Genomic DNA, 25,836 nt, shown 5'->3' with positions numbered 1-25,836 from the left:
CGCGACACGCGTGCCGCCCGCCCCCCGTTCCGACCGCGCCACGATGCCCCTGCGACACGCAGTCCGGGCCCGGGTGCGGCCGGTTCCCCGCAAACCGGGTGATCGCCCCCGGCGGCATGCCGCAGCGTCCTGCGACGCGCGTGCTGCACGGCGCCATCACCCCATCAGAAGGTCCAAGGGCTTACCATGGTCACTGACGCGATACTTTCTGCGCTCGGCACTGTGCTGACGTTCCAACATATCCAGTACCTGATGATCGGCGTCCTGACCGGCCTGGTCGTGGGCGTCCTGCCCGGCCTTGGCGGCATCGTCGGGATGTCGCTGCTGCTGCCCTTCGTCTATGGCATGGAACCGACGCTGGCGCTGGCGATGCTGATCGGCATCCTGCCGGTCCTGTCCACATCGGACACCTTCGCCTCGATCCTCATGGGGATCCCGGGGTCGTCGGCCTCGCAAGCGACGATCCTGGACGGCTTTCCGCTGGCCAAGAAGGGCCAGGCGGCCCGCGCGCTCAGCGCGGCATTCTCGGCCTCGTTCATCGGCGGTCTGTTCGGGGCGCTGGTCCTGACGGTCTGCGTGCTGATCGCGCGTCCGCTGATCCTGTCCTTCGGCGCGGCCGAACTGTTCATGCTGACCATGTTCGGCCTGTCGATGGTCGGCGCGCTGTCCGGCTCCAGCCTGGCCAAGGGCGTCGCCGCCTGCGCGGCCGGACTTGCGCTTGGCGCGGTCGGCGCGGCGCCCGCCACCGGCGAATACCGGATGGAGTTCGGCTCGCTGTATCTGATGAACGGCGTCCCGCTGGTCATCGTGGGCCTGGCGCTGTTCGCCATCCCCGAGATCGGCGACCTTCTGCGCCGCAACAGCTCGATCGCGCAGGAAGGCTCGGCCATCGGCGCCGGCTGGTCGCAGGGGCTTAAGGACACCTGGATGTACCGCTGGCTGACACTGCGGCTGGCGGCGCTTGGCGCGATGCTGGGCATGATCCCGGGCCTGGGCGGATCGGTCGTCGACTGGATCGCCTATGGCCACGTCGTGCAGACCTCGCGCGACAAGAGCCAGTTCGGCAAGGGCGACATCCGCGGCGTCATCGCGGTGGAATCGACCACCGCCTCCAAGGATGGCGGCGGCCTGGTGCCGACCCTGCTGTTCGGCATTCCCGGGTCGGGGTCCATGGCGATCTTCCTGGCCGGCATGATCCTGATCGGCCTGCAGCCCGGGCCGTCGATGGTCAGCACCAACCTGGACGTGACCTACACGATCGTCTGGTCGCTGGCGATCGCCAACGTCCTGGGCACGGCGCTGTGCATCCTGCTGGCGCCCGCCATCGCCAAGGTCACGGTCGTGCGCTATCCCCTGGTCGCGCCGTTCATGATCCTGGTCATCACCTTTGCCGCGTTCCAGCCCAACCGCTCGCTCTATGACCTGGTGGCGCTGGTGGTGCTGGGCGTCGTCGGCATGATGCTGCGCCGGTTCGGCTGGCCGCGCCCGGCCTTCCTGATCGGCTTCGTTCTGGCCACGCAGGCCGAACGCTATCTGTACCAGGCGCTGCAGTTCTCGGGGTGGAACGCGTTCCAGCGTCCCATCGTGCTGATCATCGGCGCGATCATCCTGCTGTCCGTCGGCTTCAGCATGTATTCCCAGAAGAAGAGCGGCAGCAAGATTGAGGTCGAGGGCAAGTCCGCCGCGACCCTGACCCAGCCCATGTGGCCGCAGATCGCCTTCACCCTGGGCATCATGGCGCTGTTCGTCTTCACCTTCGTCGAGACGATCAACCTGTCGCAGCTGGGCCGCATCTTCCCGGTCAGCATCGCGGTCGTGGGCATGGCCACGGCGGCCATGGTCCTGTGGCCGCAGATCCGCGGCAACCGGTCTAGTGGGGCGGTTTTCGACGCGGAATCCAAGGAGGTGTCGGACCAGCTGGGCCCGATGACGCCGCTGAAATACATCGGCTGGCTGGTGGGCTTTGTCGCCGCCATCGCGCTGGTCGGCTATTTCCTGGCGGTCGTGCTGTTCTTCGTGGCGTTCCTGCGCATCGTCGCCAGGTCTGGCTGGGTGCAGACCCTGCTCTTGACGCTGATGGGGGCGATCATCCTGCTGATCCTGACATCGGCGCTGAACCTGATCCTGCCCGAGGGGCTGCTTCAGAACCACTTCTACGACCGGCTGCCCTGGCCGCTGGTCTCCTGACGAAAGCTTGGCCCGCACCGAAAGGCGCGGGCCATTCCTGTTGAACGAACGGAGGAACAACATGGCCAAACAGCACGGCATTCCTGTCATCATCATGCGCGGCGGCACCTCGAAGGGGCCTTATTTCCGCACCGACGACCTGCCTGCCGACGCGACCGCGCGCGACCGCGTGCTGCTGGCGGCGATGGGCTCGCCCGATGCGCGCCAGATCGACGGCATCGGGGGCGCGGACACGCTGACCTCCAAGGTGGCGATGGTGCGTCCCTCCGCGCGCGAGGGGGTGGATGTCGACTATCTGTTCGCCCAGGTCTCGGTGACCGAGGCGGTGGTGGATACCGGGCCGTCCTGCGGCAACATCCTGGCCGGCGTCGGCCCCTTTGCCATCGAACGCGGCATGGTCGCGGCAACCGGCAGCGAGACGCGCGTCGTCATCTATAACGAGAACACCGCCAGCCGGATCGAGGCCGTGGTCAGCACCGATGACGGTGCGGTCGATTACGACGGCGATCAGGCCATCGCCGGGGTGCCAGGCACGGCCGCCGCGGTGCGGCTGAACTTCATGGACATCGTCGGGTCCAAGACCAACGGGCTGCTGCCTTCGGGCCATCTGCTGGAACAGATCGACGGCATCGACGTCACGCTGATCGACGTGGCGGTGCCCATGATGATCCTGCGCGCGGCGGACCTGGGCAAGACCGGCTATGAGACCCCCGCCGAACTGGACGCCGACCGCGACTTCTTTGCCCGGCTGGAGGCGATGCGGCTGGAGGCCGGGCGCCGCATGGGCCTGGGCGACGTGACCGGAAAGGTCATCCCCAAGGTCGCGATCCTGGCCGCGCCGCGCGACGGCGGCCACGTCGCCGCGCGCTATTTCGTGCCGCACAAGGCGCATGCCGCCTTCGCGGTGACCGGCGCGCTGTGCGTGGCGACGGTGTCGGTCCTGGAGGGGTCGGTCTCGGACGGGCTGGCGCAGCGCCCGGAGGGAGAGGACCGAGAGATCCTGATCGAGCATCCAAGCGGCATGATCGACGTGGCCCTGCGCACCAGCGGCCGGGGTCACGACCTGCAGGTGGTCAGCGCCGGCGCGATCCGCACCGCGCGCAAGCTGGTCACCGGAGAGGTCTTCGTCCCCGCGGCGGCGCTGGCCGGGGCATAGGCCCGCCCCTGGACGACAAAGGCCCCGGCATCGCAGCCGGGGCCTTTTTCATGCGCGGGGATGACGGATCAGCGGGTCTTCTCCAGCTTCCCGGCCTCGGCCACCAGCGCGGTGAAGCGGAAGAAGCCGTGGATCATCTTGGAGAAGGGCATCAGCAGGAACAGCGTCATGACCGTCGCCAGGTGGACCGCCAGCAGCGGGCCGACCGCGCCCGTGCCCGTGGCCGCATAGAGCGCAAGCCCCGTCGCCGCCACCGCGCCCAGCAGCACGATGAAGGCCATCTCTCCGCCCCAGACCCGGCGCGCGCCCAGGTCGGGATCGGCGCGCAGCTTCAGCGCGGCCAGCCCGATCGCGCCCGCGACCATCGCGATGCCGCCCGGCACGCCCAGCAGCTTGGGCGGCGCCCAAAGCGGATAGGGGGCGTACCAGCCGAAGACGTAATGCAGGATCGTGCCCGACGATGTCGCGGCAAAGCAGGCCAGGAACCCCCACATCATCAGCTGATGCGCGATGCGGCGTTTCTGGCTGAAGCGGTCGCCATCCTCGAAGTTGCAGCCGTCGCCATGCCCGCCGTTCAGGTTCTTCATCCGCCCGGCCATGTCGCCCGCCTTGGCCAGGTGGCGCAACCGGACCCGCCCGCCGCCGACCTCGCGCCAATAGTCGCGCAGCGACAGCCCGATCAGCGCCAGGGGCGCGACGAAGGCGGGGATGAAGATCGCGATCATCATATTGTGCGCCATGTAGGCATAGAACCCCTCGCCCCCGGTCGGGCGCGCCGCCGCGATCAGCACGAAGAACAGCGTCAGCGCGACGACCAGCAGTCCCGCCATGGCGACGCCGCGTTCATGGAACATCCGGGCCAGCGCCTGCGGGCGCGCCAGGCGTTCCCAGCTGTCTTGGCGGACCTCGGCCAGGGCGGCGGGGATGTTCAGGTCGAATTCATGGGGTGCGGTGTACTGGCAGGCGTAATGGCAGCCGCGGCAGTTGTGGCACAGGTTCGACAGATGCGTCAGGTCGCCGTCGGCAAAGGCCTTGCTGCGCGTCATGGCGGGAAAGACCGAACAGAACCCCTCGCAGTAACGGCAGGCGTTGCAGATCTCGATCTGGCGGCGGGCCTCCTCGGTGGCGGTCAGCGGGGTGTTTGCGGCGAAATCAAGCGACATGGGCGGCGGCCTCGTTGCCGGCGATGCGTCCGAAGACGGTTCCGATGGTCATTCCAAAGCCTGCCAGATAGCCTTGGCCCAGGATCGAGCCTGCCATGATCTCTCCGGCGGCCCACAGGTTGGTGATCGGCCCGTCGGGCGTATGGACCTGCGCGCTGTCGGACACCTTCAGGCCCAGATAGGTGAAGGTCACGCCGGGGCGCAGCTGATAGCCGTAAAAGGGCGGCGTATCCAACGGGCGGGCCCAGTTCGTCTTCTGGATGTCCAGCCCCTCGGTCGCCATCCCGTCCAGCTCTGTCGGGTGGAACATGCCGGGGCGGCAGGCAGCGTTGAATGCCGAAACGGTGGTCTGCACCGCGGCGGGGTCCAGCCCCATCTTGGCGGCCAGTTCGGGGATCGTGTCCGCCACGATGGGGGGAAAGACCGACGGCATGAACAGGTCGATCGACTTGGCATCGATCAGCGCATAGCCGACCTGGTCGGGCTGTGCCGCGACCAGGCGACCCCAGATCGCATAGCGCTTGGGCCAGGTATCCTCGCCCTCGTCATAAAAGCGCTGGCCGTCGCGGTTCACCACGATCGAGAAGGGCACACAATCCAGCCGCGTGACGATGCCGCCGTCGTATTTCGGTGCGCGCCCGTCGATGGCCACGGCGTGGCACTGCGTTGGGTCGCCCACGCTGTCGGCGCCCTGGTCCAGCATGTCCTTCAGCACGACGCCGCGGTTATAGGGCGTGCCCCGGATCAGGAAGTTGCGCGCCGACGGCCCCCAGGCCCGCGCCAGCCAGTCCAGATCCGCCTGGAACCCGCCCGATGCCAGCACGAAGGCCCGCGCGCGGATGGTGACCGGCGGGGCCTCGGCGATCTCGACGTCCAGATGGGTGATGGCCTGGCCTTCGCGGTGGACATGGCGGACCTGCGCCTCGTAGACGATGGTGACGCCCAGGTCGGCGGCGGTGTTGTAATAGGCGTTCACCAGCGCCTTGCCCCCGCCCAGGAAGAAGGCGTTGGTGCGCGACAGCGACAGGGTGCCCGACAGGGACGGCTGAAAGCGGACCCCGTGGTCCTGCATCCAGGGCAGGCACTCCTCGGAGGTGCGGATGGTCATGCGCGCCAGGTGTTCGTCGGTCTTGCCCTTGGTGACCAGCATCAGGTCGTTGAAGTATTCGTCCTCCTCATAGGCGCCGGTCAGCGGCGACATCGGGCCGCGATGCATGCAGCGGAAGTTGCGCGTGTGCCGCGAATTGCCGCCGCGATAGGGCAGGGGCGCGCCCTCCAGGATGATGACCCGCGCGCCGGCCTCGGCCGCGGTGATCGCGGCGCACAGCGCGGCATTGCCGCCGCCGACCACCGCGATGTCGTAAAGGTCGCTGTATCGGGTCATTCGTCCTCCATTGGTATTTCACGGCCGCGCATGGCGCGGATGCGCGCGTTCAGGGCGGCTTCGACATGGGCGCGCATCGCGGCCTCGGCCGCATCGCCGTCATGGGCGGCGATGGCGCGGATCACGGCGGCATGCTCGGCCGCCGCGGCCTCGGGGCGGGTCGGATCGGCCAGCGTCGTGGGCCCCAGGATCAGCAGCGTCTTTTGCAGCGCGCTCATGGTCTTGACCAGGAACCGGTTGCGCGCGGCGTCCAGCAGGGTGCGGTGGAACTGGCGGTTCAGCTCCTGCGCGGCGGCGCCCGGTTCGCTGGCGGCCAAGGCGTCGTTCAGCTCGGTCAGCTCGACCACCTCGACGCGCTGCGCCATCCGCGCGGCAAGGCGCGAGGCCGTGCCCTCAAGGACCGACCGCATCTCGTACAGCTCGATCACCTCGGCATAGTCCAAGTTGCGGATCGTGGCCCCTTGGCGCGCCTGGTGGGTGACCAGGCCGTCGGCCTCCAGCTGCCGGATCGCCTCGCGCACCGGCGTGCGCGAGATGCCCAAGCGCTCGGCCAGTTCGGTCTCGCGCAGGCGGGCGCCGGGCAGCAGCTGCCCCGACTTGATGTCGGCCAGCAGGCGGCGATAGGCGGATTGCCCCTGGGGGCCGTCGGTGTCGTCGGTCATGGGCCTGCAGATCCTTGTTGCATCCTGCTGCATACAGTTGGATACATAAAGCGTCAACAAGGAGAATGCCATGACGCAGCCCGACCGTTCCATGCTGTCGTCGCTGGTCCCGCGGGCCGGCACCCTGATGCTGGCGCTGGCGGGCGCGGCGACATTCCACCTGCTGGGACTGCCGCTGCCGTTCCTGTTCGGGCCGATGTCGTTCTGCCTGGCGGCGGCGCTGACGGGCGCGCGGCTGCGCGGGATGGGACCGATCTCGGTCGGGGCGCGGACCATCCTGGGGGTCGCCGTCGGCGCGTCGATCACCCCCCAGGTTGTCGCCCAGATCCCGCAGATGGCGCTCAGCGTGGCGCTTGTCCCGGTCTATGTGCTGCTGATCGGCCTGATCGGGGTGCCGTTCTTTCGCAGGCTGGGGTTTGACCCGGCCACGTCCTATTACGCCGCCATGCCCGGCGGGCTGCAGGACATGGTCATCTTCGGGCAGGAGGCCGGGGCCGACGTCCGGGCGCTGTCCCTGATCCACGCCACCCGCGTCGCGGTGCTGGTCACCATCGCGCCGGCGATCCTGGTCTGGCTGTACGATGCGCCGCTGACCGGGGCGATGGGCGCGCCGCTGCGCGATTTCGGCGCGGGGCAGCTGGGCTGGATGGCGGTATCCGCGATCGTCGGCTGGAAGGGCGGCGAATACCTGGGGCTGTTCGGCGCCTCGATCCTGGGTCCGATGATCACCACCGCCGCCCTGTCGATGGCCGGCATCATCACGCAGCGCCCCCCGGCCGAGGCGATCATGCTGGCGCAGCTGTTCATCGGCATCGGCATCGGCGTGCAGTATGTCGGCGTCACGCTGCGCGAGCTGCGGATGTTCGTGCTGTCGGGGCTGGCCTTCGTGATGGTGCTGGCGGTGCTGGCCGCGGCCTTCACCGAATTCGTGGTCCTGACCGGCCTCGCGCGCCCGCTGGAGGGGTTCCTGGCCTTTGCCCCCGGGGGGCAGGCCGAACTGACGGTGCTGGCCATCGTCGTGGGTGCCGACCTGGGCTTTGTCGTCCTGCACCACCTGACGCGGATCGTCGTGGTCATCACCGGCGCCCCGCTGATGGCGCGCTATATGGGCGTACCGCGGCCGGTCCGGCGCCGACCCTAGCCGGACGTCGTCCCCGCGACGTCCTGCGCGGCGATGAAGCCAAGCGCCGACAGGCTGTGACGCACTTTGTTCAGATGCGCCTCCATCTGCAGGGCGGCGCCGGCATGGTCGCCCGCCTCGATCAGGTCCAGGATCGCCAGATGTTCCCGCGACTGCCGGTAATAGCGTTCGCGGTCGTCCATCGCGCGATAGGTCAGCAGCCGCCGGACCCGGTTCACCCGCATCAGCGCCTGAAGCATGAAGGGATTGCCCGCCCCGGCCATGACCGCCTCATGGAACTGCGCGCCGCGCAGGTACAGGGCGTCGGGTGGCGCGCGGTCGATCGTGCCGTCCAGCAGGTCGTGCTCGACCCGGCGCAGGCGGGCGATGTCGCCTTGGGGCAGGTGATAGCGGGGCAGGCGCAGCGCCGCGGGTTCCAGGATCAGCCGCATCTGCGTGGTATGGTCCAGCGCATCGGGTGCGGTCAGTTCGGTGTTGATGTTCCAGCCATAGCCTGCGCGCTTCTCCGCGATCCCCTCGCGGATCAGCCGCCCCATCAGATCCGAGGTCTGCCGCCGTGTCAGCGCAAAGCGGTCGCGGATCTGCTGTTCGGTGACCTGCGGACCGATGGCCTGTTCCGTCAACAGGACCGCCAGGCGCAGATAGGCCGCATGGACCGGATCGGGCGGCGCGGCCGGTGCCACGGGCCCGTTTCCGCGCACGAAGAAGCCGCGGTTCGGTTCGTGCCGGACATGGCCGCTCTCTGCCAGTTCCTTCAGAGCCTGCTCGACCGGCCAGCGCGACACCGCGAATCTCCGGGCCAGATCGGCGGTGCGCAGATGCGTGCCCTCGGTCAGGGATTCGGCGGTGATATGCGCCGCGATGTCGGCGGCAAGATGCGGGCCGATGCGGCTGCGTGAAGGGGGCATGGGGGGCAAATGCGGGGCCTTTGTTTGGGTCCGTCCGATCTAACACGCGCAGTCGTCGTCTTCACTATTGCATTTTAACGACCAAAAATGGATAAAATGCGCGACAGCGAAAGGACCGCGCATGCCGCAGGAAAGCCAAGTCTTCACCGAAGCCGGTCTGACGTCTGCGGTCGCCCCGATCTTCGCGGCCCATGACGTGCAGGCCGACGCGCGGCGGGTTGCCGAATGCCTGGTGCTGGCGGATCTTCGCGGGGTGTCGTCACACGGCGTGTCGCGCGTCCCGATCTATCTGGATCGGCTGCGTCGTGGGCTGGTCAAGGCCAGGCCCTGTATGGTGCTGGACCGCCCGGTCTCGGTCGCGGCACGGCTGGATGCGGATGACGCGCTTGGCTTTGTCGCCGCGACCCGTGCCATGGCCGAAGCGGTGCACATGGCGCGCGACCATGGCATGGGCATGTGCGCGGTGCGGCGGTCGACGCATTTCGGCATGGCGGCAAGCTATCTGCTGCAGGCGGCGGATGCGGGAATGGCGGCCTTCGTCTTTACCAACGCGTCCCGGGCGATGCCGATCTGGGGCGGGCGGGCGCCGTTCCTGGGAACCAGCCCCTTTGCCTTTGCCGCGCCGGCGGGTGATCGTCCGATCGTCCTGGACATGGCGCTGTCGGTCGTGGCCCGCGGCAAGGTGCGCCGCGCCGCCGCCCGCAACGAACCGATCCCGCTTGGCTGGGCGCTGGATGCCGACGGAAACCCCACCACGGATGCGCAGAAGGGATACGAGGGCGTCGTGCTGCCGTTGGCCGGCGCCAAGGGATCGGGGCTGTCCCTGATGATGGAGATCATGGCGGGGGTGATGTCAGGCGCAGCCTTCGGGGGCGCGGTGGGCAATCAGTACAGCGATTTCGACGCCCCCCAGGATGTGGGCCACGTCTTCCTGGCCTTCCGCCCGGACCTGTTTCTGGAAACCGGCCAGTACGAGGCGCGGATCGAGGAGCTGATCCGCCGCGCCAAGGACCAGCCCCGCGCCGCCGGCGTGGACCGGATCATGATGCCCGGAGAGATCGAGGCGCGCGCGACCCAGATCCGCAGACGCGACGGCATCTGCCTTGACGGCGAGGACCTGCGCCTGCTGGCGCAAGAGGCGGCCCGCGCGGGTGTCACACTGAAGCCGTGACAGACGCCCGCCTTGGGGCCGCAGCGGGCATTTTCCGACGAAGGAACCACGACATGGGATCAACCAGACGACGGAACCTGACGACTGCGCTGCTGGCCACGATGGCCATTCCCGCCGCCCCCGCGCGCATAAGGTCGACCGTGCCGGGCAGCAGATGGGATGGGTAATCCCCCTTGGCGCGGGCGAACCGATGCCTTGGCTCGGCTCTTCGCCCCCTGTTTATGCCGCTATCTGCCGGGCCAGCCGGCGGTCTTCATCCACAACGTGCCCGGTGGTGGATTGAGCACCGGTACGAACCAGTCCACAGCGCGACCATCACCCGCATCCGCGATCTGCGGTACGGACGGCCTGGCGCGATCCCTGCCTGCGGGCACGACTTGCCGCTGGTGAGCGACCGCGGCGACTGTCTGAGCACGTGCCGCGCCGGCAACAGATGCTGGCTCGGCACCTTGCCGGACAACGCCCACCGCATTGACCCTTCCTAGAACGGAGATCCTTCATGACCCCATCCGACCCTGTCACGCTTCTGGTCCTGGACGGCGACGGCATCAGCCCCGAGATCACTGCGGCGACGCTGGACGTGCTGGACGCGGTGCAGGACCGGACCGGCCTGCGGTTCCGCCTGGACCAGGCCCAGGTCGGGCTGCGGCCCCTTGCGGCGCAGGGCACGACCTTTCCCGCGGGCCTGCTGGACCGGGCCCGCGCGGCGGACGGGGTGATCCTGGGGCCGGTGTCGCACAACGACTATCCTCCCGAGGCCCAGGGCGGCGTCAATCCGTCGGGGCATCTGCGCAAGCACCTGGACCTGTTCGCCAACATCCGCCCGGCCCGGTCCCACCCCGATTTTCCGGCCCGCTGCGGCGTGCCCGTCGACCTGGTGATCGTGCGCGAGAACACCGAGGGCTTTTACGCTGACCGCACGATGTTCGCCGGCACCGGAGAGTTCATGCCGACCGAGGATGTGGCCATCGCCATGCGCAAGGTGACGCGCCAGGGTTCGACCCGCATCGCCGAGGCGGGGTTCCGCATCGCGCGCCAGCGGGGCGGCCGGCTGACCGTCGTCCACAAGGCCAACGTCCTGCGCATCAGCGACGGCCTGTTCCTGTCCTGCACGCGCGCCGTGTCACAGTCCTATCCCGATGTCGTGGTCGAGGAGGTTCTGGTCGACGCCATGGCGGCCCTGCTGGTGCGCGACGCGTCGGCCTTCGACACCATCGTGACTACCAACATGTTCGGCGACATCCTCTCTGACCAGGCGACCGAGATCGCGGGCAGCATCGGCCTTGCCGCATCGCTGAACGCCGGAGAGTCCCATGCCATGGCGCAGGCCCAGCACGGATCGGCGCCGTCGATCGCGGGCCAGGACCGCGCGAACCCGGCATCGCTGATCAATTCGACCGCGATGCTTCTGCGTTGGCTGGGCGATCGCCGCGGCGATCCCGCCCTGGGGGCCGCGGCCGACCTGATCGAGGATGCCGTGGCCCGCGTCATCGCCGTGCCTGCCTGGCGGACCGGCGACCTGGGCGGGCCGCTTGGCACCGCCGCCTTTGCCGCGCGCATCGTCGACACCATCCGCAACCCCGGAGCCACCCATGACCGATGACGACCTGAACGCCGCCCTGGCGCCCACCGGCACGCTGCGCGTGGTGATCAACACCGGGAACGCGATCCTGACCCGCCCCACGGCGGACGGGCAGCCCGCGGGCATCTCGGTCGATCTGGCCCGCGCCCTGGCCGCGCGGCGCGGGCTGCCGCTGGATCTGGTGACAGTGCCGAATGCCGCCGCCTCGGTCGCGATGGTGTCGGAGGGGCGCGCTGATCTGGGGTTCTTCGCGGTCGATCCGGCGCGCGCCGCGACCGTGGCCTTCACCGACCCCTGGGTGCTGATCGAGGGGTGGTATCTGGTGCGCGACGGATCGCCCATCACCGCGCTGGATCAGGTCGACCGTCCCGGCATCCGCATCGCGGTCGGGCGGGGCAGCGCCTATGACCTGCACCTCTCCCGCACGATCGTGCGGGCAAGCCTGGAACGCGTCAAAACCTCGCAGGAGGTCGTCGATTTCGCCCTGCGCGAAGGGTTCGAGGTCGCCGCCGGCATCCGCCAGCAGCTTAAATCCGACCAGCGCCGCCACCCCGGCCTGCGCCTGCTGCCCGAACGGTTCATGGTGATCCCCCAGGCCCTGGGCGTGCCGGCCGGCCGCGATGCGTCCGTGGTCGCCGCACTGAACGCGTTCCTTGCGGATGCCCGGCAGTCGGGCCTGATCGCCGACATGATGACGCGGAACGCCACCCAAGGTGCGGTCCTGCCCTGACCGCACGGGTGTGGCGGTCTCGTATCCAATGTGACGTTTTGCTCTATAGGGCGGGAGCATCGCCTTGGCGCCGGTTGCGAAAGCCCTGCACGCGATGGTTTTTGAATCGGCCGCATCTCGGTGCCCGCCGGAATGCCATCTGTGCTTGGCCGCAGCGGAATTGGGATTGGCCCGGAGGGCCACCTTTGCCATTTGCAACGGGCTACGTGCTGCCTCCTCTGACGGGCATCGGCGGCGCACGATGGCCGCGATCAATCGCGATGCGAGGCCATCCGGGTGACGCGAACCGCAGTGGAGATAGCCTGCATTCGGGATTGCGACGTCATCACCGCCGCGGATCACGCGTGGGGCAGGCGTAACGGGCAATAGCGTGCGGCAGCGGTTCGATGCCCTGTGTCGGGTGCGAGGATCAGCAAGGATGTCATCGCCCCGGACGACGCATCTCACCGGTCAGCGCCGGAGTGCAGTTTTGCTTTGCCTTTTGTCGGCACGCCGCGCGCATGACCGCACAAAGTTTACATCTCGATTGTGCTCCAAGGATTAGGCGCTAGGGGCCATTTGCGCCAGTACCCCCGGTCGACCGGATGCTTGGCCGGCACAATGCCGGCCACAATCAAATCTGTGTGGATCGCGCGGCCATGCTTGCGGGGCACGGTGGCCGCGGCCGGGGCGCCACGCCTCAGCCGCGGTCCCTGTCGGAGAGGGGGCGCTTTTTGCCGGTCAGCATCGACAGGACCAGGTTCTCGTGGTGGTGCAGGCTCTCGACCAGGACGCCCGCGACATGCATCGACGCCAGCACCAGGATCAGCGTGGCCAGAACCTCGTGGACCTCCTCCATCGTGGACGATCCCCAGAACGCGTCGGTCGTCTGCAGCCAGCCGGTCAGCGCGGTGCCCGCGACCGTCAGCAGCAGCGCCACGATCATCGCGCCGCCCGCCGGGTTGTGGCCCAGATAGCGGCGTTCGCGGCCCGCCCGCAGGTCGCGCAGATGGGCCAGCACCGGGCGCGGCCCGCGGACGAAATCCGTGAAGCGGGCATGGCGGGGGCCGATCAGCCCCCAGATCACGCGCGCCGCGATCAGCGCCGCGATGACATAACCCATGCGCTCGTGCACGATCTTGGGCCCATCGGCGGTCAGCCAGGCCCCCGCGATCAGCGCGACAAGCGACCAGTGGAACAGCCGCACGAAGCCGTCCCACACGCGTACCCTGTCAGTCGTCATCGCCGACTGCCTCGAAGGTGGCGGGGTCGAAGAACGTCTCGACGCGCTTGCCGTCCTGGTCGTGGCCATAGACCTCATAGCAGCCGTCCTCGGTCTTGACGTTGCTGACGGTCCAGCCTTTCGCGGTCAGCGCAGCGGTCAGTTCCTCGACCGGGCGCCAGTCGGCTTGGGCCACGTCGCAGCGGTCTGCGGCCAGGGCGGGAAAGGCCAGTCCGGCCAGCATCAGAGCAAGAAGGGGGGTACGCATGGATGTCTCCGTGATCGGTGTTTCGATGCGCACAGCAGTGGACGGCGGACCTTGCAGCAACCTTACAACCCCGGCGGGCAGGCGGTGCCTGCGCGAACGCTTTGACGGGGCCGCGTTCGGGCGTAGGATCCGGGGCAGGGGCGCGATCAACGGGGCGTGTCGATGATGAAGGCCATGCTTGAGGACCGCGCCGACGTCGCCCTGCTGGCGGTTGCGGTGCTGGGCCTGCTGTCCGGACTGGGCCTGCTGGCAGCGTGGCGGCCCGATGCTGCCGCAGTGGCGTTTAGCGCCGGGGTGATCCCCGTACTGGCGGCCCTGTTGGCCCAGATCCTGCACAGCCTGGCGCGTCGCGAGGTCGGGCTGGACATCGTGGCCGCGCTGTCCATGTCCGCCGCACTGATCTTCGGAGAGACGCTGGCGGCCGCGGTGGTCGCGCTGATGTATTCGGGCGGCACGTTCCTTGAGGGTTTTGCCGCAGGCCGCGCCCGGCGAGAGATGACCGACCTGCTGTCCCGCGTCCCCCGCACGGCGACCCTGCATCGGGGCGATGGCCTGGTTGAGGTCGCGCTGGACCGGATCGGGCCCGGTGACCTGCTGCTGATCCGGCAGGGCGCGGTCGCCCCGGTGGACGGGACGGTGGCGGGTCCGGGCGCGCTGCTGGACCAGTCGGCGCTGACCGGCGAATCCATGCCCCTGCGCCGGACGCAGGGCCAGGAGGTGATGAGCGGGTCGACCAATCTGGGCGATGCGTTCGACCTCCGCGCCACCCGTCGCGCCGCCGACAGCACCTATGCCGGCATCGTCCGCCTGGTGGAGACCGCGCAGGCGTCCAAGGCGCCGATGGCGCGTCTGGCCGACCGGTACGCGATGCTGTTCCTGGCGGTCACGGTGACCCTGGCGACCGCTGCGTGGTGGGTCACGGGCGATCCGATCCGGGCGGTGGCGGTCCTGGTCGTGGCAACGCCCTGTCCACTGATCCTGGCCGTGCCGGTGGCCCTGGTCGCGGGGCTGTCGCGGGCGGCGCATTTCGGCGTGCTGATCAAGGGCGCAAAGCCGCTGGAGGCGCTGGCCGGCATCCGCACGCTGATCCTGGACAAGACCGGCACCCTGACCCAGGGCCGCCCCCGGATCGTGTCTGTGCAGCCGACGGGCAGCCTGTCCCCCGACCAGATGATCCGTCTTGCCGCGGCGCTGGACCAGGCCTCGGGCCATCCGATCGCGCGGGCCATCGTCGCTGCCACGGCGGGGGTACCGTTGCCGGTGCCTGCGGCGGTGGTGGAAACCCCGGGCGAAGGCGTGGCGGGCATCGTGGACGGTCATGCGGTCGTCGTGGGCGGCACCGATTTCGTCTTGGCGCAGCTGGGCCTTGCGCCTACGGACGCGCCCCTGCGCGACGAAGGCGCGGTGGTCGTGTCCCTGAGCGTCGATGGCGTCCTGGCAGGGCACTTGGTCCTGGCGGACGCGTTGCGGCCGGGCATGGCCGCGTTGCTGGCCGGGCTGCGCCGCCGCGGGATCGGGCGCATCCTGCTGGCCACGGGCGACCGACGCGCGGTCGCGATGGCGGTCACGCGCGGGCTTGGGCTGGACGATGTGCAGGCCGGGCTAAGCCCGGACGACAAGGTCCGGCTGGTCCTGTCCGCACGCGGATCGGGCCCGGTGATGATGGTGGGCGATGGGGTGAACGACGCGCCCGCGCTGGCCGCCGCCGATATCGGGGTGGCGATGGGCGCGCGCGGGGCCGCCGCCTCGGCCGAGGCGGCGGATGTCATCCTGCTGGTCGATCGGCTGGACCCGCTGCTGCCCGGCATCGAGATCGCGCAATGCGCGCGCCGCATCGCGCTGCAAAGCGTCGTGGCCGGGATCGGGCTGTCGGGCCTGGGCATGATCGCCGCTGCCCTGGGCCATCTGTCCCCGGTGCAGGGCGCGATCCTGCAGGAGGTGATTGACGTGGCCGTGATCCTGAACGCCCTGCGCGCCCTGCGGATCGTGCCGGGACAGGGCGACCCGGCGTCGGAGACGGCCTGACGGGGTGCGGACCACGGGTGTTGCCGTCCCGCCATCCGACCTGTACCTGCGTCCAGTAGTCACGGCGCGGCAAACCGGCGATGGTCCGGCATGACCATTCGCGACGCGACCCCTGCATTCTGGACCAAGGCCAGCCTGGCCACGCGCTTTGCCGTCGTGGGCGGGCTGGTCCTGGCGGTGTTCATGGTGCTGGCCGCGTGGCTTCTGACGGACCGGATCCGGCAGGTCGTGGTCCGCAACACGGCGACGGCGGCGGCGCTTTACATGGACAGTTTCCTGCACCCGCTGGTCGAGGATCACGTCGCCGGAACCGCCCCGTCCCCCGCCATGCGCCGCGCCCTGTCCGAGGTTCTGCCGGCGACCGAGATGGACGGCCGCATCCTGTCCTACAAGGTCTGGACGCAGGGCGGGCTGATCATCGCGGCATCCGACCCCGACCTGATCGGCCGCACGTTCCCCCTGTCCAAGGAGCTGTCCCAGGCTTGGGCCGGACGTATCGCCGCCATCTTCGAGGATGACGCCGAGGAGGAGGACCGCGCCGAACACGCGCTCGGGATGCCGCTGCTGGAGATCTACAGCCCCATCCGCGCCGACTGGACCGGAGAGATCATCGCGGTCGCCGAACTTTACGTCGCCGATCCTGCGCTCAAGGCGGACCTGCAGGCCGCGCGTCTGACGGCGCTTGCGGGCGTGGGCGGGGGCGGGCTGTCCCTGGGGCTGGTGCTTTACGCCATCGTGCGCCAGGGCAGCCGGACCATCGACCACCAGCGCCGCGACCTGGACCGCCGGCTGGCCGACATGCGCCGCCTGTCCGAGCGCAACGACCTGCTGCGCCTGCAGGTCCAAGAGGCCGCCGGGCGTGCCGCCGCCACGACCGAGGGCGGCCTGCGCCGGATCGGCGCCGATCTGCATGACGGGCCGGCCCAGGACCTGGCCTATGCCCGGTTGCGGCTGGACGCGCTTGCGCGCACCCCCACCCCGGCGCCGGACGAGATGGCCGCGATCCAGCAGGCGCTGGACCGCGCGATGTCCGAGATCCGCCAGATCTCCAAGGGCCTGGTCCTGCCGGAACTGGCGCATCTGCCCGCCGAGGCGATCGTCCGTCTGGCGGTCGAGGCGCATCAGGCGCGCGTTCCGGCCCCGGTCGCGGTGCAGCTTGATACGGACGGCGCGCCGCCCCTGACGCCGGGCCTGCGCATCTGCCTTTATCGCTTTGTCCAGGAGGGGCTGAACAACGCCGCCCGCCATGCCGGCGGCGCGGATGTCGCGGTGCGCCTGCAGGGCGGGGCGGGGATGCTGCGCCTGACGGTCGCGAATGCGGGTGCGGGTCCTGCCGCGGACCACGCGCCGGGGCTGGGCCTGCAGGGATTGCGCGACAGGGTCGAATCGCTTGGCGGCCGCTTTGGACTGGAGCGGCGCTGCGGGCGCACGGAATTGTGGATGGAGGTCGAGACATGAGCGGGCATCGGGTTGTGGTGGCGGACGATCATCCGCTGTTCCGCGAAGGCGTCGCGCGCACGCTGCAGGAAAGCGGCCGCTTTGCCGTGGTGGCCACCGCCGCCTCGGGCGCGGAGGCGGTCGAGGCGGCGCGCAGGCATGCGCCGGACCTGGTGCTGCTGGACCTGTCGATGCCGCAGGGCGGGCTTTGGGCGCTGGAACGCATCGCCCTGCTGCAGCCCGCGCCGGTGATGGTCCTGCTGACCGTGTCCGAGGACGGCGACGCGGTCTTTGCCGCCCTGGAGGGGGGCGCGCGGGGCTATCTGCTGAAGGGCATCGGCGGGGCCGAACTGGTCGCCACGCTGGAACGGGTAATGCAGGGCGAAAGCCACGTCGCCCCGTCGCTGGCGGCGCGGATGCTGGCGCGGATGCGCAGCCCCGTGCCCTCGTCCCGCGATGGCCTGGACCTGCTGACCCCGCGAGAGGAGGAGGTCCTGCGGCTGGTGTCCGAAGGCCTGTCCAACAAGGAGATCGCGCGGCGCACCGACGTGCAGGAACGCACGGTCAAGCACCACATGACGCAGATCCTGCAGAAGCTGCACCTGCGTAACCGGACCGAGGCCGCGCTTCTGGCGCAAAAGGAATGGCGCAACGGCTAGCGTTGCGCCATTCGGTGGGGTGGCCGGGATCAGCGGCTGAACGCGGACAGACGCTGCATGTCCTCGGTCGTGGCGCGCCGTTCGACGACGGTGCGGCCCTGGGCGTCCTTCAGCTCGTATCGCCCGTTCTCCAGCTCCTCGCGCCAGCCGTCGGCATAGGAGACCTCGATCCCGCGGGCAGAGCGTTCGATCTCGGTCGGGCGCGACCCCGCGGCACCCCCGCCGACCGTGCCGCCACCCGGCGTGCCCGACGGACGGTCGTCGCGGCCACGGCCATGCCCGCCGTGATCGTCCGAATGCCCGTCATCGCGACCCCGCCCCCGGCCGCCGTGGTCGTCACCCCCACGATCATCGCCGCCGCGCCCGCCGTGGTCGTCACCCCCGCGATCGTCGCCGCCGCGCCCGCCATGGTCGTCGCCACCGCGACCACCGTGGTCGTCACCGCCGCGATCATCGCCACCGCGCCCGCCACTGTCGTCACCGCCCCGGTCGCCGTCCTTGGCGAAGGCCATCGCGGATGTCAGCCGCAGGCCCGCATCCGGGTCCAGCCGGACCGATACGGGGGCGGCAATCGCCGCGCCCGCCAGCAGCAGCACCGCCAGCCGCATCCGAAAGGGGCGGTTCGTCATGTGAATGGTGGGGATCATCTTATCTCTCCGCAACGGGGGCCGTCCTGCGGCCGTTGAACACCCCTGCATGAAACCATATCCGCGATCCCTGCGGATCGTACCAAGGTCCGGTACGGGGAAACGCAAAGGTCCGTCGGAATTCCCCGACCCTTGTCCCCCCGCGGCCGCCGTCCGCCCGCGTGGCGGCGCGGGCTGGCGGAGGATCCGGAGCGCAGACCTGCATTCGACCGGATGGTGCGTCGCTGAGTCTTTTTGAACTGACGCCCGAAATGGTCATTCGCGCGCCGATCATTCCCGCCACCGGCAATCCGCACCGAAGCTGATGGCAACAGGGCAGGACGGGCCGCCGCAATACCAGGCGTCGGCACGTCGTCCATGGAACGTCCGCCATCGCTGGTGCGGCACGCTGACCGCGGTGATCATCGCTGCGGCCGGGGGGAACAGCGTTATGCGCCGCCCTGGTTTCCGTCCACGGCCGAGGGGACCGTCATGCGCCCTCCCTGCGCCAACCGTTCCGGGGGTGATAGCGCGCGTCGATGCGCCCGGCCTCCAGCGTCAGAAGATGCAGCCAGCCGTTGTCGAACAGCGCGGCGACCTGTGGATGGCGGGCCAGGACCGCATCGATGGCCGATGTCGGCGCGTCCAGCATCACCGTCAGCCGCAGGGGATCGTGCACGGGGCGGGTGCCGTCATGGACCGCCTGCCATGGCAGACCCGCGCGCAGCCGCCCGCCATTGCCCTCGACGACGCCGATGCCGCCGGTCACGTTGTGGATCAGCTTGTTGCCGCCGCCGAACAGCGGGGCCGCCACGGTCGAGCCGTAATATTGCAGGCTGATCCAGCTGGCCACGACGACCGGGGCCGTCAGGACCAGTTCCAGCACCTTGAAGTCGGGGTCCAGCGCCCGGTCATAGCTGTGCAGGAAGACGCGCCCGCCAAGGTCCAGCCCGCGCGTGGTGGCGCGCGGTGCGGCGATGAAGGCCGCGCAGCCGGCAAGCCCCCATTCGGGGCGCGTCTCGGCCCAATCGGTCGCGCGGGCAGCGATGGTCGCGGGCGTCGCGCCGGGCAGGCGCTGCGCCCGCTCGGCCCGGGTCAGGGCGCCGGCGGCAGCCAGCCAGTCCGTCGTGCGGGCCAGGTCGGGCGCATGACCGGCCGGGGCGTCGTCGGCAAAAAGCGTCACGCGGTCGGTCGTGGTGTCATGAAGCGCGGCCACGAACAGCGTGTCGTCGGGCAGCGCGATGCCGTGGGCGGGCAGGGCGGCACGGGTGTCGGGATCGTTCAGCAGACCCGCCAGCACACGGGCCGAGACTTCTCCGCTGCGCCCGCCGCAGGCGCCGCAGTGATAGGCGCTTTCATGGGGATTGTTCGTCACCGACGCACCATGCCCGACCAGCAGGACGACCCGCGCCTGCCCCCCCACCAACCCCATCGCGCGCAGCACGCCAGCCGCCATCGCCCCCTTTGCGGCGGGGTCCATCGGCGCGGACAGGTGCGGTGCCGCGGTGGCGGCGGGCATCTTGGACCGGCCAAGTGCGCCCTGCAGCAGCTTGGCCCCGTATAGCGGGCCGGCCGCCTCGACGAAGGCAAAGGAGGACACGGCTGCCTGCCGGAACCGGCCCCAGGCCCGGGCGGTGCGGGCCACGATGCGGGCATGCGCCTCGGCGTCGTCGGTGGTGCGGTCGCGGGCCGACAGCGACGGCGACAGCAGCACGGGCAGATGCGCCTCGGCCAGGTCGCTGCCCTGCGGGCGATAGGCCAGCGGCAGGCCGAAAAACCCGGCAAAGCCCAAGGTTTCGGCATCGGGGGCGACCCGTTCCAGCGCGCGCCGGAACACCTCGGACCGCACGTCGATGCAGAACACCGCCTGCAGGGCCGGACATGCGGGGGCCGGGCGCGATGCGGACAGTTGCGCGATCAGCCCGCGCTGATAGGCGCGTTCGGATGCCTCCTGCAGGATCGCGTCGACCACCTGGTCGGGCGACGGCTCCAGGGGCCGGGCATGGTCCCGGACGATGCCTGCCCAGCCCTCGGCCAGATCGGGGGCATGGGCCAGCAGCGCCTCCTCCCAGATCAGGCGGATCGCCAGCAGGTCGGTCAGCGTGGTGTCGGTGCCGCCCGCCTGTTCGGCCTGCCACGACAGCCAGCGCGCATGCTGCGCCCAGCCCCCCAGATCGACCAGCAGCCGGTGAAACGCCGTCGGGGCGGCATCGGGCGTCAGGCCCAGGCTGGCCGCGGCGCGCAGGATGGCCCGGTCGGGCGTGTCGGGCGCGGCGGCGACATGCGCGCAGAACCCCCGCAATCCGGCAATTTCGGGGGTCAGGTCGTTGACCGCCCATTCCCGCCACGCCGCAAAGGCGCCCAGGCCGGGGGCGGGCGTCCACAGCGCCTGCCCCTGATCGAACCGGCCCGCGGCCCACAGCCCGATGCTGCGGGCGATGATCTGGGGCCAGTCGATGCCGTGGCGGCGCGCGGCCAGATCGGCCAGCGTCGGCAGCGCCCTGGGCGCGGGGGCCGGGGCGTTCAGGCGCAGCTTCAGCGTGGCCAGATCCACCGGCTTCAGCGGCGAGGCGCAGGCGATCAGCGCCGCCGCCAGGTCGTCGTCGCTGATGCGACCGGCGGCGACCACGGCGCGGAAGTCTTCGCGCGGACGGATCGACGACAGGCCCGCGACGCGGGTCAGCCGGGCGGCGGCCCGGGGCAGGTCGTCGTCGGTCTGGCCCAGGAACGGGCTGACGGCCACGGTCGCCGCCAGTGGAAAGGCCGGCGGGATCGCGGCCGCGGCGACCGTCGCGGCGCCCAGTAGGCCGGCGGCGTGATCGGTCATCAGGTTGGAACGGTCAAGGAACATGAAAGCCTCCGCAGGGGACGATGTCGGGGATCAGTTGGGCCGGGCGATGCGGAATCCGCCGATCATCCGGTCGAAGAGGGCGTTGATGTACAGCCCGTTGGCCAGGTGGACGCGCAGGGCGGCCGTCGCCGGATGGTGCATCCACAGCGGGAACAGGGCCTGTGCGACCGCGATCAGCCCGAACGAGACCAGCACCAGCGCGATCAGCGCCCATTCCAGCGCGCCGGGGACCGGCGGCAGTGGCAGCGACGACCCCCACAGCCTGTCCGCCAGAAGGTGAAAGCCGAAATATCCCGTGGCCGTCGCAAGCGAGCCCACCGCCGTGCGCTGCGTCAGCGTGCGGGGTGCGGCATCGGCCAGGCCCTGGGCCACCAGATAGGCCGTGCCGAAGATCAGGATCGCACCAAGGGCCAGCGCCTGCGCCGACTTGGTCCCGCCGATCGCCCAGAAGACCAGCGCGACGACTGCGTAGAGGACCAGCGCCATCCCGAAGGCGCGTGCCACCGCACCCGCGCCGGGCACCGCGACCGGGCCGGGCCGCCGGGCCGCCGCCACCGCCCGGACCGCCTGTCCCGACGCCAGGAAGGCATGGGCCTTGTACAGCGAATGGGCCACGACATGCAGCAGCGCCAGCGTCCACAGGCCCAGCCCGCATTGCAGCAGCAGGAACCCCATCTGGGCGACGGTGGACCAGGCCAGCGCCGTCTTGACCGCGCTTTGCGTCAGCATGACCATCGCGCCCAACAGCGCCGACAGGCCGCCCAGCAGGACCAGCGCCGCCATGGCGCCGGGGACCGCCTGTACCAGATCGGCGGTGCGGATCAGCAGCAGACCGCCGGCGTTGATGATCCCCGCGTGCAGCAGCGCCGAGACCGGGGTCGGCGCCTCCATCACCTCGGTCAGCCAGCCCTGCACGGGAAAGGCCGCCGTCTTGAGCAGCGCGACCAGGACCAGGGCGGCCACTGCGCCCTTCGCGGCCAGGGGCAGGGGGCCGGCCGTCGCGACCGCGTTGATCGATGCCAGATCGGTCGTGCCGAACGCCACCCAGGTCAGGACCACCGCCACGACCAGCACCGCGTCGCCCGCGCACCACACCCAGGTGAACTTGGCCGCGGCGCGGCGTGCGGCCGGACGGTCCGGATAGAACAGCAGCAGGTCGCGCATCGCGATGCCGATGACGCCAAGGCACAGTGCGATCAGGACCAGATCGCCCGCCATCGCCAGGACAAGCACGGCGGCCAACGCGACCAGGATGCCGCCCTGCGCCCGTGCGGCGCGTGCCTCGCCCACCAGATAGCTGCGGCAATAGCGCAGGACGATCCAGCCCACGAAGGCGACCAGCACGGAAATTGTTGCACCGACCGCGTCCAGTCCAAGGCGGATGCCCGGCGCCAGCGTCAGCGATTGCGGCCCGGTCAGCAGAAGCTGCACCGTGCCCATCAGCGCCAGCGCCATGGCGGCAAGGCCCGCGGCCTCGGCCAGCCGCGGAACGGATCGGGCGCGGGACGGCACCGCGGCGGCAACAAGCAGGAGGGGTCCGAAGAATGTCAGCGGCAGGATCATGGCGCGGGCTCCGATGGAAGGGTCCCTGTCGGATAGCCTCTGGCCATGCTTCTGAAAATTACATATTCTGTAGAAAAACGTTCTGTCAGGTCGAACGATGCTGAACCTTCATCACCTGCGCCTGTTCCGGGCCGTCGCGCTGGACGGCACGCTGACAGGCGCCGCGCGGCGGCTGAACCTGTCGCAATCGGCCCTGTCATCGCAGGTGCGCGTGCTGGAGGCGGCCCTGGGCCACGACCTGTTCGAACGGCGCGGCCGCGGCTTGGTCCTGACCGAGGCCGGCCGCATCGCGCTGGATCATGCCGAGGCGATCTTTCGGACCGCGGACGACCTGTCCGCCACCCTGCGCGAGACGGGGCGCGGTCGCCGCGCGCTGCGGATCGGGGCGCTTGCGACGCTGTCGCGGAATTTCCAGATGCAGTTCCTGCGCCCGCTGATCGGACGCCCGGATGTCGAGGTGGTGCTGCGGTCGGGGATGCAGGCCGAGCTGCTGCGCGGCTTGGAGGTCCTGTCGCTGGACGTGGTGCTGACGAACCACGCCCCGGCGCGCGATGCGGCCAGTCTGTGGCTGGTGCACCGGCTTGCCGACCAGCCCGTCGGCCTGATCGGACTGCCGCGCCTGGTGGGCAGCGGCCGGTCGCCGGACGAATTGCTGCGGTCGGAACCGTTGGTCCTGCCGGTGCCGGAAACCGCCCTGCGTGCCGATTTCGACGCGCTGATGGCCCGGTCGGGCATCGTGCCGCTGATCGCCGCCGAAGCGGACGACATGGCGATGCTGCGTCTTCTGGCGCGCGACGGTGCCGGTCTGGCCGTGATCCCGCCCATCGTCGTGCGGGACGAATTGCAGGCCGGCACCCTGATCGAGGCCGCGCAGCTGGGAGGCATCAGCGAGACGTTCTATGCCGTGACGCTGCAGCGCCGCTTTCCCAACCCGCTGCTGGCAGAGGTCCTGACCGGACAGGACGCGCCGGGGTCCTGAGGCGTCCAGCGACCGGGCCGGGGACGATCGGATGCAGCCATTTGGGCGGGAGGGTGTTATGCCTTGATGCGTTGCACCGGCGGGGCAGGGCCATCAGCCCGCATGACTGCCCTGTTCACCGCATGCGCTGCCGGACCGTTCAGCAGATCGGGCCGGAACAGAGAGAGGGAACGCCATGGACGAGGACCACGGGATCTCCCGGGCCGCCGCGCCTGCCAAATGCGGCGATGTCGCCGAGGAGTTGGCCTATCGCCTGCGCCAGCAGAAGCTGACGGCCGCCTTCGGGGAATACGCGCTGCGCGCCCGCGACGTGACCGACATGCTGCAGGAGGCGTCGCGCGTCTGCGCGCTTGGCCTGAACAGCCAGTTCTGCAAGGTGATGGAATACCTGCCTGCCGAGGGCCGCTTTCTGGTCAAGTCCGGCGTCGGCTGGAGGGACGGGGTCGTGGGGCATGCCCGCGTCGGTGCCGACGCGGAAAGCCCGACGGGCTATGCCTTCCAGACCGGAGAGCCGGTCATCTCGAACCACCTGTCCAAGGAAACGCGGTTCCGCACGCCCAGCCTGCTGGCGGAACACGGCATCCGGCGCGCGATCAACGTGCTGATCCAGGGCGACGGCGACCGGTACGGCGTTCTGGAGGTGGACAGCCCGAACGAGGGGTGGTTCAGCCCGGCCGACCTGGCCTTCCTGCAGGGTTTCGCCAACCTGATCGGGGTGGCGCTGGAACGGCACCGGGTCGAGGAGGCGCTGCGGGCCAGCGAAGCCCGGCTGCAGGACGCCCTGACCCATCAGGAGATCCTGACCCGAGAGATCAGCCACCGCGTCAAGAACAGCCTTGCGATGGTCGCGGGCCTGCTTGGCATGCAGCGTCACGCGATCTCGGACCCGGGGCTGGCGCGCGTTCTGGACGACGCGCAGGGGCGCGTGATGACCATCGCGCAGGTTCACGACCAGCTGTGGCGCGCCAACGAGGTCCACATGGTCGACCTTGCCCCGTTCATGGGCGCGCTGTGCACCCAGCTGCGCGAGGCGGCCGGGCCGGGGCTGTCCCTGGAATGCGACTTTGCGCCGGTCAAGCTGGTGACGGACCAGGCGATCCCGTTGGCCCTGCTGGCGAACGAGCTGGTGACGAACGCGTTCAAATATGCCTATTCCAAGGCTGGTGGGTCCGTTCAGGTCACCATCCGCGTCATCGATCCGGGTCAGCTGCGGCTGACGGTCTGCGACCGGGGCCGGGGCCTGCCGGCCGGTTTCGACGCGGCCGAAGCCAGCAGCCTGGGCATGACGCTGATCGCGGGAATGGCGCGCCAGCTGCGCGGCCGGTCCGAATGGCGGGACGCGCAGCCGGGCACGTGCTATGTCCTGGACTTCGCCGCGCAGCAGGACGCCTAAGGGGGCTGGGGGCCGTGTCGGTGCAGCCGGTCATCGGTCACCCTGCGGGTGATCGGTCGGTCAGGTCCTGGGTTGGGGCGGCAGAACCATTGTTGCTTTGGAAGACGGGCACCTAGGCAGATAGTTGACCAGCGCCAGCACCGTTAAAGCAGGAGACGCGACAGCACACGTTCGTGGACGGCAGTATCCCCCTAGACGCAAATAACGCTGGCTTCGACAAGCAGGCCGATTTGGTGGCCGTGGACATGTCGTAATGGAATATCACGATTATGCTGAGGTCCAAGGCGTCTTGGCTGAACTTCTGCGCGGTGAACTGTAGGATGGGGGAAGGATCAGGATCGCCGGTTCTGTGTCCGCGAAGCAGTCCACGAGCAGCAGCGCGCAGATGATCAACGGGGCCATAATCGCATCCTTGAAGATGGCGAGGATGTTCGACGTCGCCGACGTCGGGATCCCCATGACCGCCATCGCGAAGCTGCAGGCCGCCGACGCCGGAAGCAGCATAAGGGCGGCGGTCAACTTGACGGTCGTGTTCAGGACACCGGGTAGGGCATGGAGAGACACGTGACTTGTGTCACAGGGGTCTTGATTGGATCGACATTCCACATGGCTGCATCCGTCGGAGGTTAGGCAGTCGGTTCGACCGCAACCGCAGCCGAGGGCAGGATCGTCCGGCGGCAGTCGCGCGCCTGTCTTAGGTCGTATGGACAGCGCGGCCCTGCTGTGCGTTGATCGGGAGGGCTGCCGCAA

Annotated in this window: 21 protein-coding genes; 12 read left to right on the top strand and 9 right to left on the bottom strand. The window is 69.7% G+C overall.

The window, feature by feature from the left end:
• Positions 1-186: 186 nt before the first annotated feature.
• Positions 187-2,187: a tripartite tricarboxylate transporter permease gene (locus TW83_RS09475; protein ID WP_045982527.1), complete on the top strand. Its 2,001-nt coding sequence runs from the start codon at positions 187-189 to the stop codon at positions 2,185-2,187.
• A 61-nt stretch (positions 2,188-2,248) separates the two neighbouring features.
• Positions 2,249-3,343 (top strand): 4-oxalomesaconate tautomerase, encoded by a 1,095-nt coding sequence (locus TW83_RS09470; protein ID WP_045982526.1) that lies wholly within the window; start codon positions 2,249-2,251, stop codon positions 3,341-3,343.
• 68 nt (positions 3,344-3,411) lie between these two features.
• Here the strand turns inward: TW83_RS09470 and tcuB are convergent, their stop codons facing one another.
• From tcuB to TW83_RS09455, 3 genes are read right to left on the bottom strand one after another with little or no spacing between them, the layout of a single operon-like run.
• Positions 3,412-4,506, bottom strand: a complete 1,095-nt coding sequence (gene tcuB, locus TW83_RS09465; protein ID WP_045982525.1) for a tricarballylate utilization 4Fe-4S protein TcuB — start codon at positions 4,504-4,506, stop codon at positions 3,412-3,414.
• Positions 4,496-5,890 (bottom strand): FAD-dependent tricarballylate dehydrogenase TcuA, encoded by a 1,395-nt coding sequence (gene tcuA, locus TW83_RS09460; RefSeq protein ID WP_045982524.1) that lies wholly within the window; start codon positions 5,888-5,890, stop codon positions 4,496-4,498. The genes tcuB and tcuA overlap by 11 nt, the downstream gene beginning before the upstream one ends.
• Positions 5,887-6,552 (bottom strand): GntR family transcriptional regulator, encoded by a 666-nt coding sequence (locus TW83_RS09455; protein ID WP_045982523.1) that lies wholly within the window; start codon positions 6,550-6,552, stop codon positions 5,887-5,889. Before TW83_RS09455 ends, tcuA begins: the two co-directional genes overlap by 4 nt.
• 70 nt (positions 6,553-6,622) lie before the next feature.
• Here TW83_RS09455 and TW83_RS09450 point away from each other — a divergent pair, with 70 nt between their 5' ends.
• Complete coding sequence (locus tag TW83_RS09450) at positions 6,623-7,693, top strand: AbrB family transcriptional regulator (protein ID WP_239441314.1); 1,071 nt, start codon at positions 6,623-6,625, stop codon at positions 7,691-7,693.
• Here TW83_RS09450 and TW83_RS09445 read toward each other — a convergent pair.
• Entirely contained in the window at positions 7,690-8,601 is a 912-nt protein-coding gene (locus TW83_RS09445; RefSeq protein WP_045982522.1) for a GntR family transcriptional regulator, read from the bottom strand. The two genes, TW83_RS09450 and TW83_RS09445, sit on opposite strands and share 4 nt — an antisense overlap.
• A gap of 121 nt (positions 8,602-8,722) precedes the next feature.
• Here TW83_RS09445 and TW83_RS09440 point away from each other — a divergent pair, with 121 nt between their 5' ends.
• The 3 genes from TW83_RS09440 (at position 8,723) to TW83_RS09430 (ending at position 12,084) form a co-directional block, all read left to right on the top strand.
• Positions 8,723-9,772, top strand: coding sequence for an Ldh family oxidoreductase (locus tag TW83_RS09440; protein WP_045982521.1), 1,050 nt, complete (start codon positions 8,723-8,725; stop codon positions 9,770-9,772).
• 499 nt (positions 9,773-10,271) lie between these two features.
• A complete protein-coding gene (locus TW83_RS09435; protein ID WP_045982520.1) occupies positions 10,272-11,375 on the top strand; it encodes an isocitrate/isopropylmalate family dehydrogenase in 1,104 nt (367 codons plus the stop codon).
• Entirely contained in the window at positions 11,365-12,084 is a 720-nt protein-coding gene (locus TW83_RS09430; protein ID WP_045982519.1) for a transporter substrate-binding domain-containing protein, read from the top strand. The genes TW83_RS09435 and TW83_RS09430 overlap by 11 nt, the downstream gene beginning before the upstream one ends.
• A 679-nt stretch (positions 12,085-12,763) precedes the next feature.
• Here TW83_RS09430 and TW83_RS09425 read toward each other — a convergent pair.
• Together TW83_RS09425 and TW83_RS09420 are read right to left on the bottom strand one after the other, a co-directional pair.
• Positions 12,764-13,306, bottom strand: a complete 543-nt coding sequence (locus TW83_RS09425) for a cytochrome b/b6 domain-containing protein (RefSeq protein ID WP_045982518.1) — start codon at positions 13,304-13,306, stop codon at positions 12,764-12,766.
• Positions 13,296-13,553, bottom strand: a complete 258-nt coding sequence (locus TW83_RS09420) for a PepSY domain-containing protein (protein ID WP_045982517.1) — start codon at positions 13,551-13,553, stop codon at positions 13,296-13,298. The genes TW83_RS09425 and TW83_RS09420 overlap by 11 nt, the downstream gene beginning before the upstream one ends.
• Before the next feature lie 165 nt (positions 13,554-13,718).
• Here TW83_RS09420 and TW83_RS09415 point away from each other — a divergent pair, with 165 nt between their 5' ends.
• The 3 genes from TW83_RS09415 to TW83_RS09405 all read left to right on the top strand — a co-directional run bounded on the left by TW83_RS09415 (position 13,719) and on the right by TW83_RS09405 (position 17,674).
• Positions 13,719-15,578, top strand: a complete 1,860-nt coding sequence (locus TW83_RS09415) for a heavy metal translocating P-type ATPase (RefSeq protein WP_045982531.1) — start codon at positions 13,719-13,721, stop codon at positions 15,576-15,578.
• A 90-nt stretch (positions 15,579-15,668) separates the two neighbouring features.
• Positions 15,669-17,036, top strand: coding sequence for a histidine kinase (locus tag TW83_RS09410; RefSeq protein ID WP_045982516.1), 1,368 nt, complete (start codon positions 15,669-15,671; stop codon positions 17,034-17,036).
• Positions 17,033-17,674 carry a response regulator transcription factor gene (locus TW83_RS09405; RefSeq protein WP_045982515.1) on the top strand — a complete coding sequence of 214 codons (642 nt, stop codon included), beginning with the start codon at positions 17,033-17,035 and terminating at the stop codon, positions 17,672-17,674. The genes TW83_RS09410 and TW83_RS09405 overlap by 4 nt, the downstream gene beginning before the upstream one ends.
• 29 nt (positions 17,675-17,703) lie before the next feature.
• Here TW83_RS09405 and TW83_RS19340 read toward each other — a convergent pair whose 3' ends face one another.
• The 3 genes from TW83_RS19340 to TW83_RS09390 all read right to left on the bottom strand — a co-directional run bounded on the left by TW83_RS19340 (position 17,704) and on the right by TW83_RS09390 (position 22,714).
• Positions 17,704-18,321, bottom strand: coding sequence for a hypothetical protein (locus TW83_RS19340; protein WP_052714798.1), 618 nt, complete (start codon positions 18,319-18,321; stop codon positions 17,704-17,706).
• Between the two features lie 469 nt (positions 18,322-18,790).
• Positions 18,791-21,151 (bottom strand): DUF2309 domain-containing protein, encoded by a 2,361-nt coding sequence (locus TW83_RS09395; RefSeq protein WP_052714796.1) that lies wholly within the window; start codon positions 21,149-21,151, stop codon positions 18,791-18,793.
• 30 nt (positions 21,152-21,181) lie between these two features.
• Positions 21,182-22,714 carry a proton-conducting transporter membrane subunit gene (locus TW83_RS09390; RefSeq protein ID WP_045982514.1) on the bottom strand — a complete coding sequence of 511 codons (1,533 nt, stop codon included), beginning with the start codon at positions 22,712-22,714 and terminating at the stop codon, positions 21,182-21,184.
• A gap of 97 nt (positions 22,715-22,811) precedes the next feature.
• Between TW83_RS09390 and TW83_RS09385 the strand changes: the two genes are divergently transcribed.
• The 3 genes from TW83_RS09385 (at position 22,812) to TW83_RS09375 (ending at position 25,654) form a co-directional block, all read left to right on the top strand.
• Positions 22,812-23,693 (top strand): LysR family transcriptional regulator, encoded by an 882-nt coding sequence (locus TW83_RS09385; protein ID WP_045982513.1) that lies wholly within the window; start codon positions 22,812-22,814, stop codon positions 23,691-23,693.
• 175 nt (positions 23,694-23,868) lie between these two features.
• A complete protein-coding gene (locus tag TW83_RS09380; protein ID WP_045982512.1) occupies positions 23,869-25,086 on the top strand; it encodes a histidine kinase dimerization/phosphoacceptor domain -containing protein in 1,218 nt (405 codons plus the stop codon).
• Positions 25,087-25,471: 385 nt separating this feature from the next.
• Entirely contained in the window at positions 25,472-25,654 is a 183-nt protein-coding gene (locus tag TW83_RS09375; RefSeq protein WP_157001476.1) for a hypothetical protein, read from the top strand.
• Positions 25,655-25,836 lie beyond the last annotated feature (182 nt).

Origin of the sequence: Paracoccus sp. S4493 (assembly GCF_000967735.1) — a bacterium.
Lineage (GTDB): Bacteria > Pseudomonadota > Alphaproteobacteria > Rhodobacterales > Rhodobacteraceae > Paracoccus > Paracoccus marcusii.
The sequence above is the reverse complement of the archived record's forward strand: the minus strand, read 5'-3'. Positions and strand labels throughout refer to the sequence as shown.

Excerpts from the sequence above, each read along its gene's own strand:
- tcuB (WP_045982525.1), bottom strand. The coding sequence starts at position 4,506 with ATGTCGCTTGATTTCGCCGCAAACACCCCGCTGACCGCCACCGAGGAG.
- TW83_RS09425 (WP_045982518.1), bottom strand. The coding sequence starts at position 13,306 with ATGACGACTGACAGGGTACGCGTGTGGGACGGCTTCGTGCGGCTGTTC.
- TW83_RS09430 (WP_045982519.1), top strand. The coding sequence starts at position 11,365 with ATGACCGATGACGACCTGAACGCCGCCCTGGCGCCCACCGGCACGCTG.
- TW83_RS09440 (WP_045982521.1), top strand. The coding sequence starts at position 8,723 with ATGCCGCAGGAAAGCCAAGTCTTCACCGAAGCCGGTCTGACGTCTGCG.
- TW83_RS09470 (WP_045982526.1), top strand. The coding sequence starts at position 2,249 with ATGGCCAAACAGCACGGCATTCCTGTCATCATCATGCGCGGCGGCACC.
- TW83_RS09450 (WP_239441314.1), top strand. The coding sequence starts at position 6,623 with ATGACGCAGCCCGACCGTTCCATGCTGTCGTCGCTGGTCCCGCGGGCC.
- TW83_RS09415 (WP_045982531.1), top strand. The coding sequence starts at position 13,719 with ATGAAGGCCATGCTTGAGGACCGCGCCGACGTCGCCCTGCTGGCGGTT.
- TW83_RS09475 (WP_045982527.1), top strand. The coding sequence starts at position 187 with ATGGTCACTGACGCGATACTTTCTGCGCTCGGCACTGTGCTGACGTTC.
- TW83_RS09435 (WP_045982520.1), top strand. The coding sequence starts at position 10,272 with ATGACCCCATCCGACCCTGTCACGCTTCTGGTCCTGGACGGCGACGGC.
- TW83_RS09420 (WP_045982517.1), bottom strand. The coding sequence starts at position 13,553 with ATGCGTACCCCCCTTCTTGCTCTGATGCTGGCCGGACTGGCCTTTCCC.
- TW83_RS09375 (WP_157001476.1), top strand. The coding sequence starts at position 25,472 with ATGATCAACGGGGCCATAATCGCATCCTTGAAGATGGCGAGGATGTTC.
- TW83_RS09410 (WP_045982516.1), top strand. The coding sequence starts at position 15,669 with ATGACCATTCGCGACGCGACCCCTGCATTCTGGACCAAGGCCAGCCTG.
- TW83_RS09445 (WP_045982522.1), bottom strand. The coding sequence starts at position 8,601 with ATGCCCCCTTCACGCAGCCGCATCGGCCCGCATCTTGCCGCCGACATC.
- TW83_RS09455 (WP_045982523.1), bottom strand. The coding sequence starts at position 6,552 with ATGACCGACGACACCGACGGCCCCCAGGGGCAATCCGCCTATCGCCGC.
- TW83_RS09390 (WP_045982514.1), bottom strand. The coding sequence starts at position 22,714 with ATGATCCTGCCGCTGACATTCTTCGGACCCCTCCTGCTTGTTGCCGCC.
- TW83_RS09380 (WP_045982512.1), top strand. The coding sequence starts at position 23,869 with ATGGACGAGGACCACGGGATCTCCCGGGCCGCCGCGCCTGCCAAATGC.
- tcuA (WP_045982524.1), bottom strand. The coding sequence starts at position 5,890 with ATGACCCGATACAGCGACCTTTACGACATCGCGGTGGTCGGCGGCGGC.
- TW83_RS09405 (WP_045982515.1), top strand. The coding sequence starts at position 17,033 with ATGAGCGGGCATCGGGTTGTGGTGGCGGACGATCATCCGCTGTTCCGC.
- TW83_RS19340 (WP_052714798.1), bottom strand. The coding sequence starts at position 18,321 with ATGATCCCCACCATTCACATGACGAACCGCCCCTTTCGGATGCGGCTG.
- TW83_RS09395 (WP_052714796.1), bottom strand. The coding sequence starts at position 21,151 with ATGTTCCTTGACCGTTCCAACCTGATGACCGATCACGCCGCCGGCCTA.
- TW83_RS09385 (WP_045982513.1), top strand. The coding sequence starts at position 22,812 with ATGCTGAACCTTCATCACCTGCGCCTGTTCCGGGCCGTCGCGCTGGAC.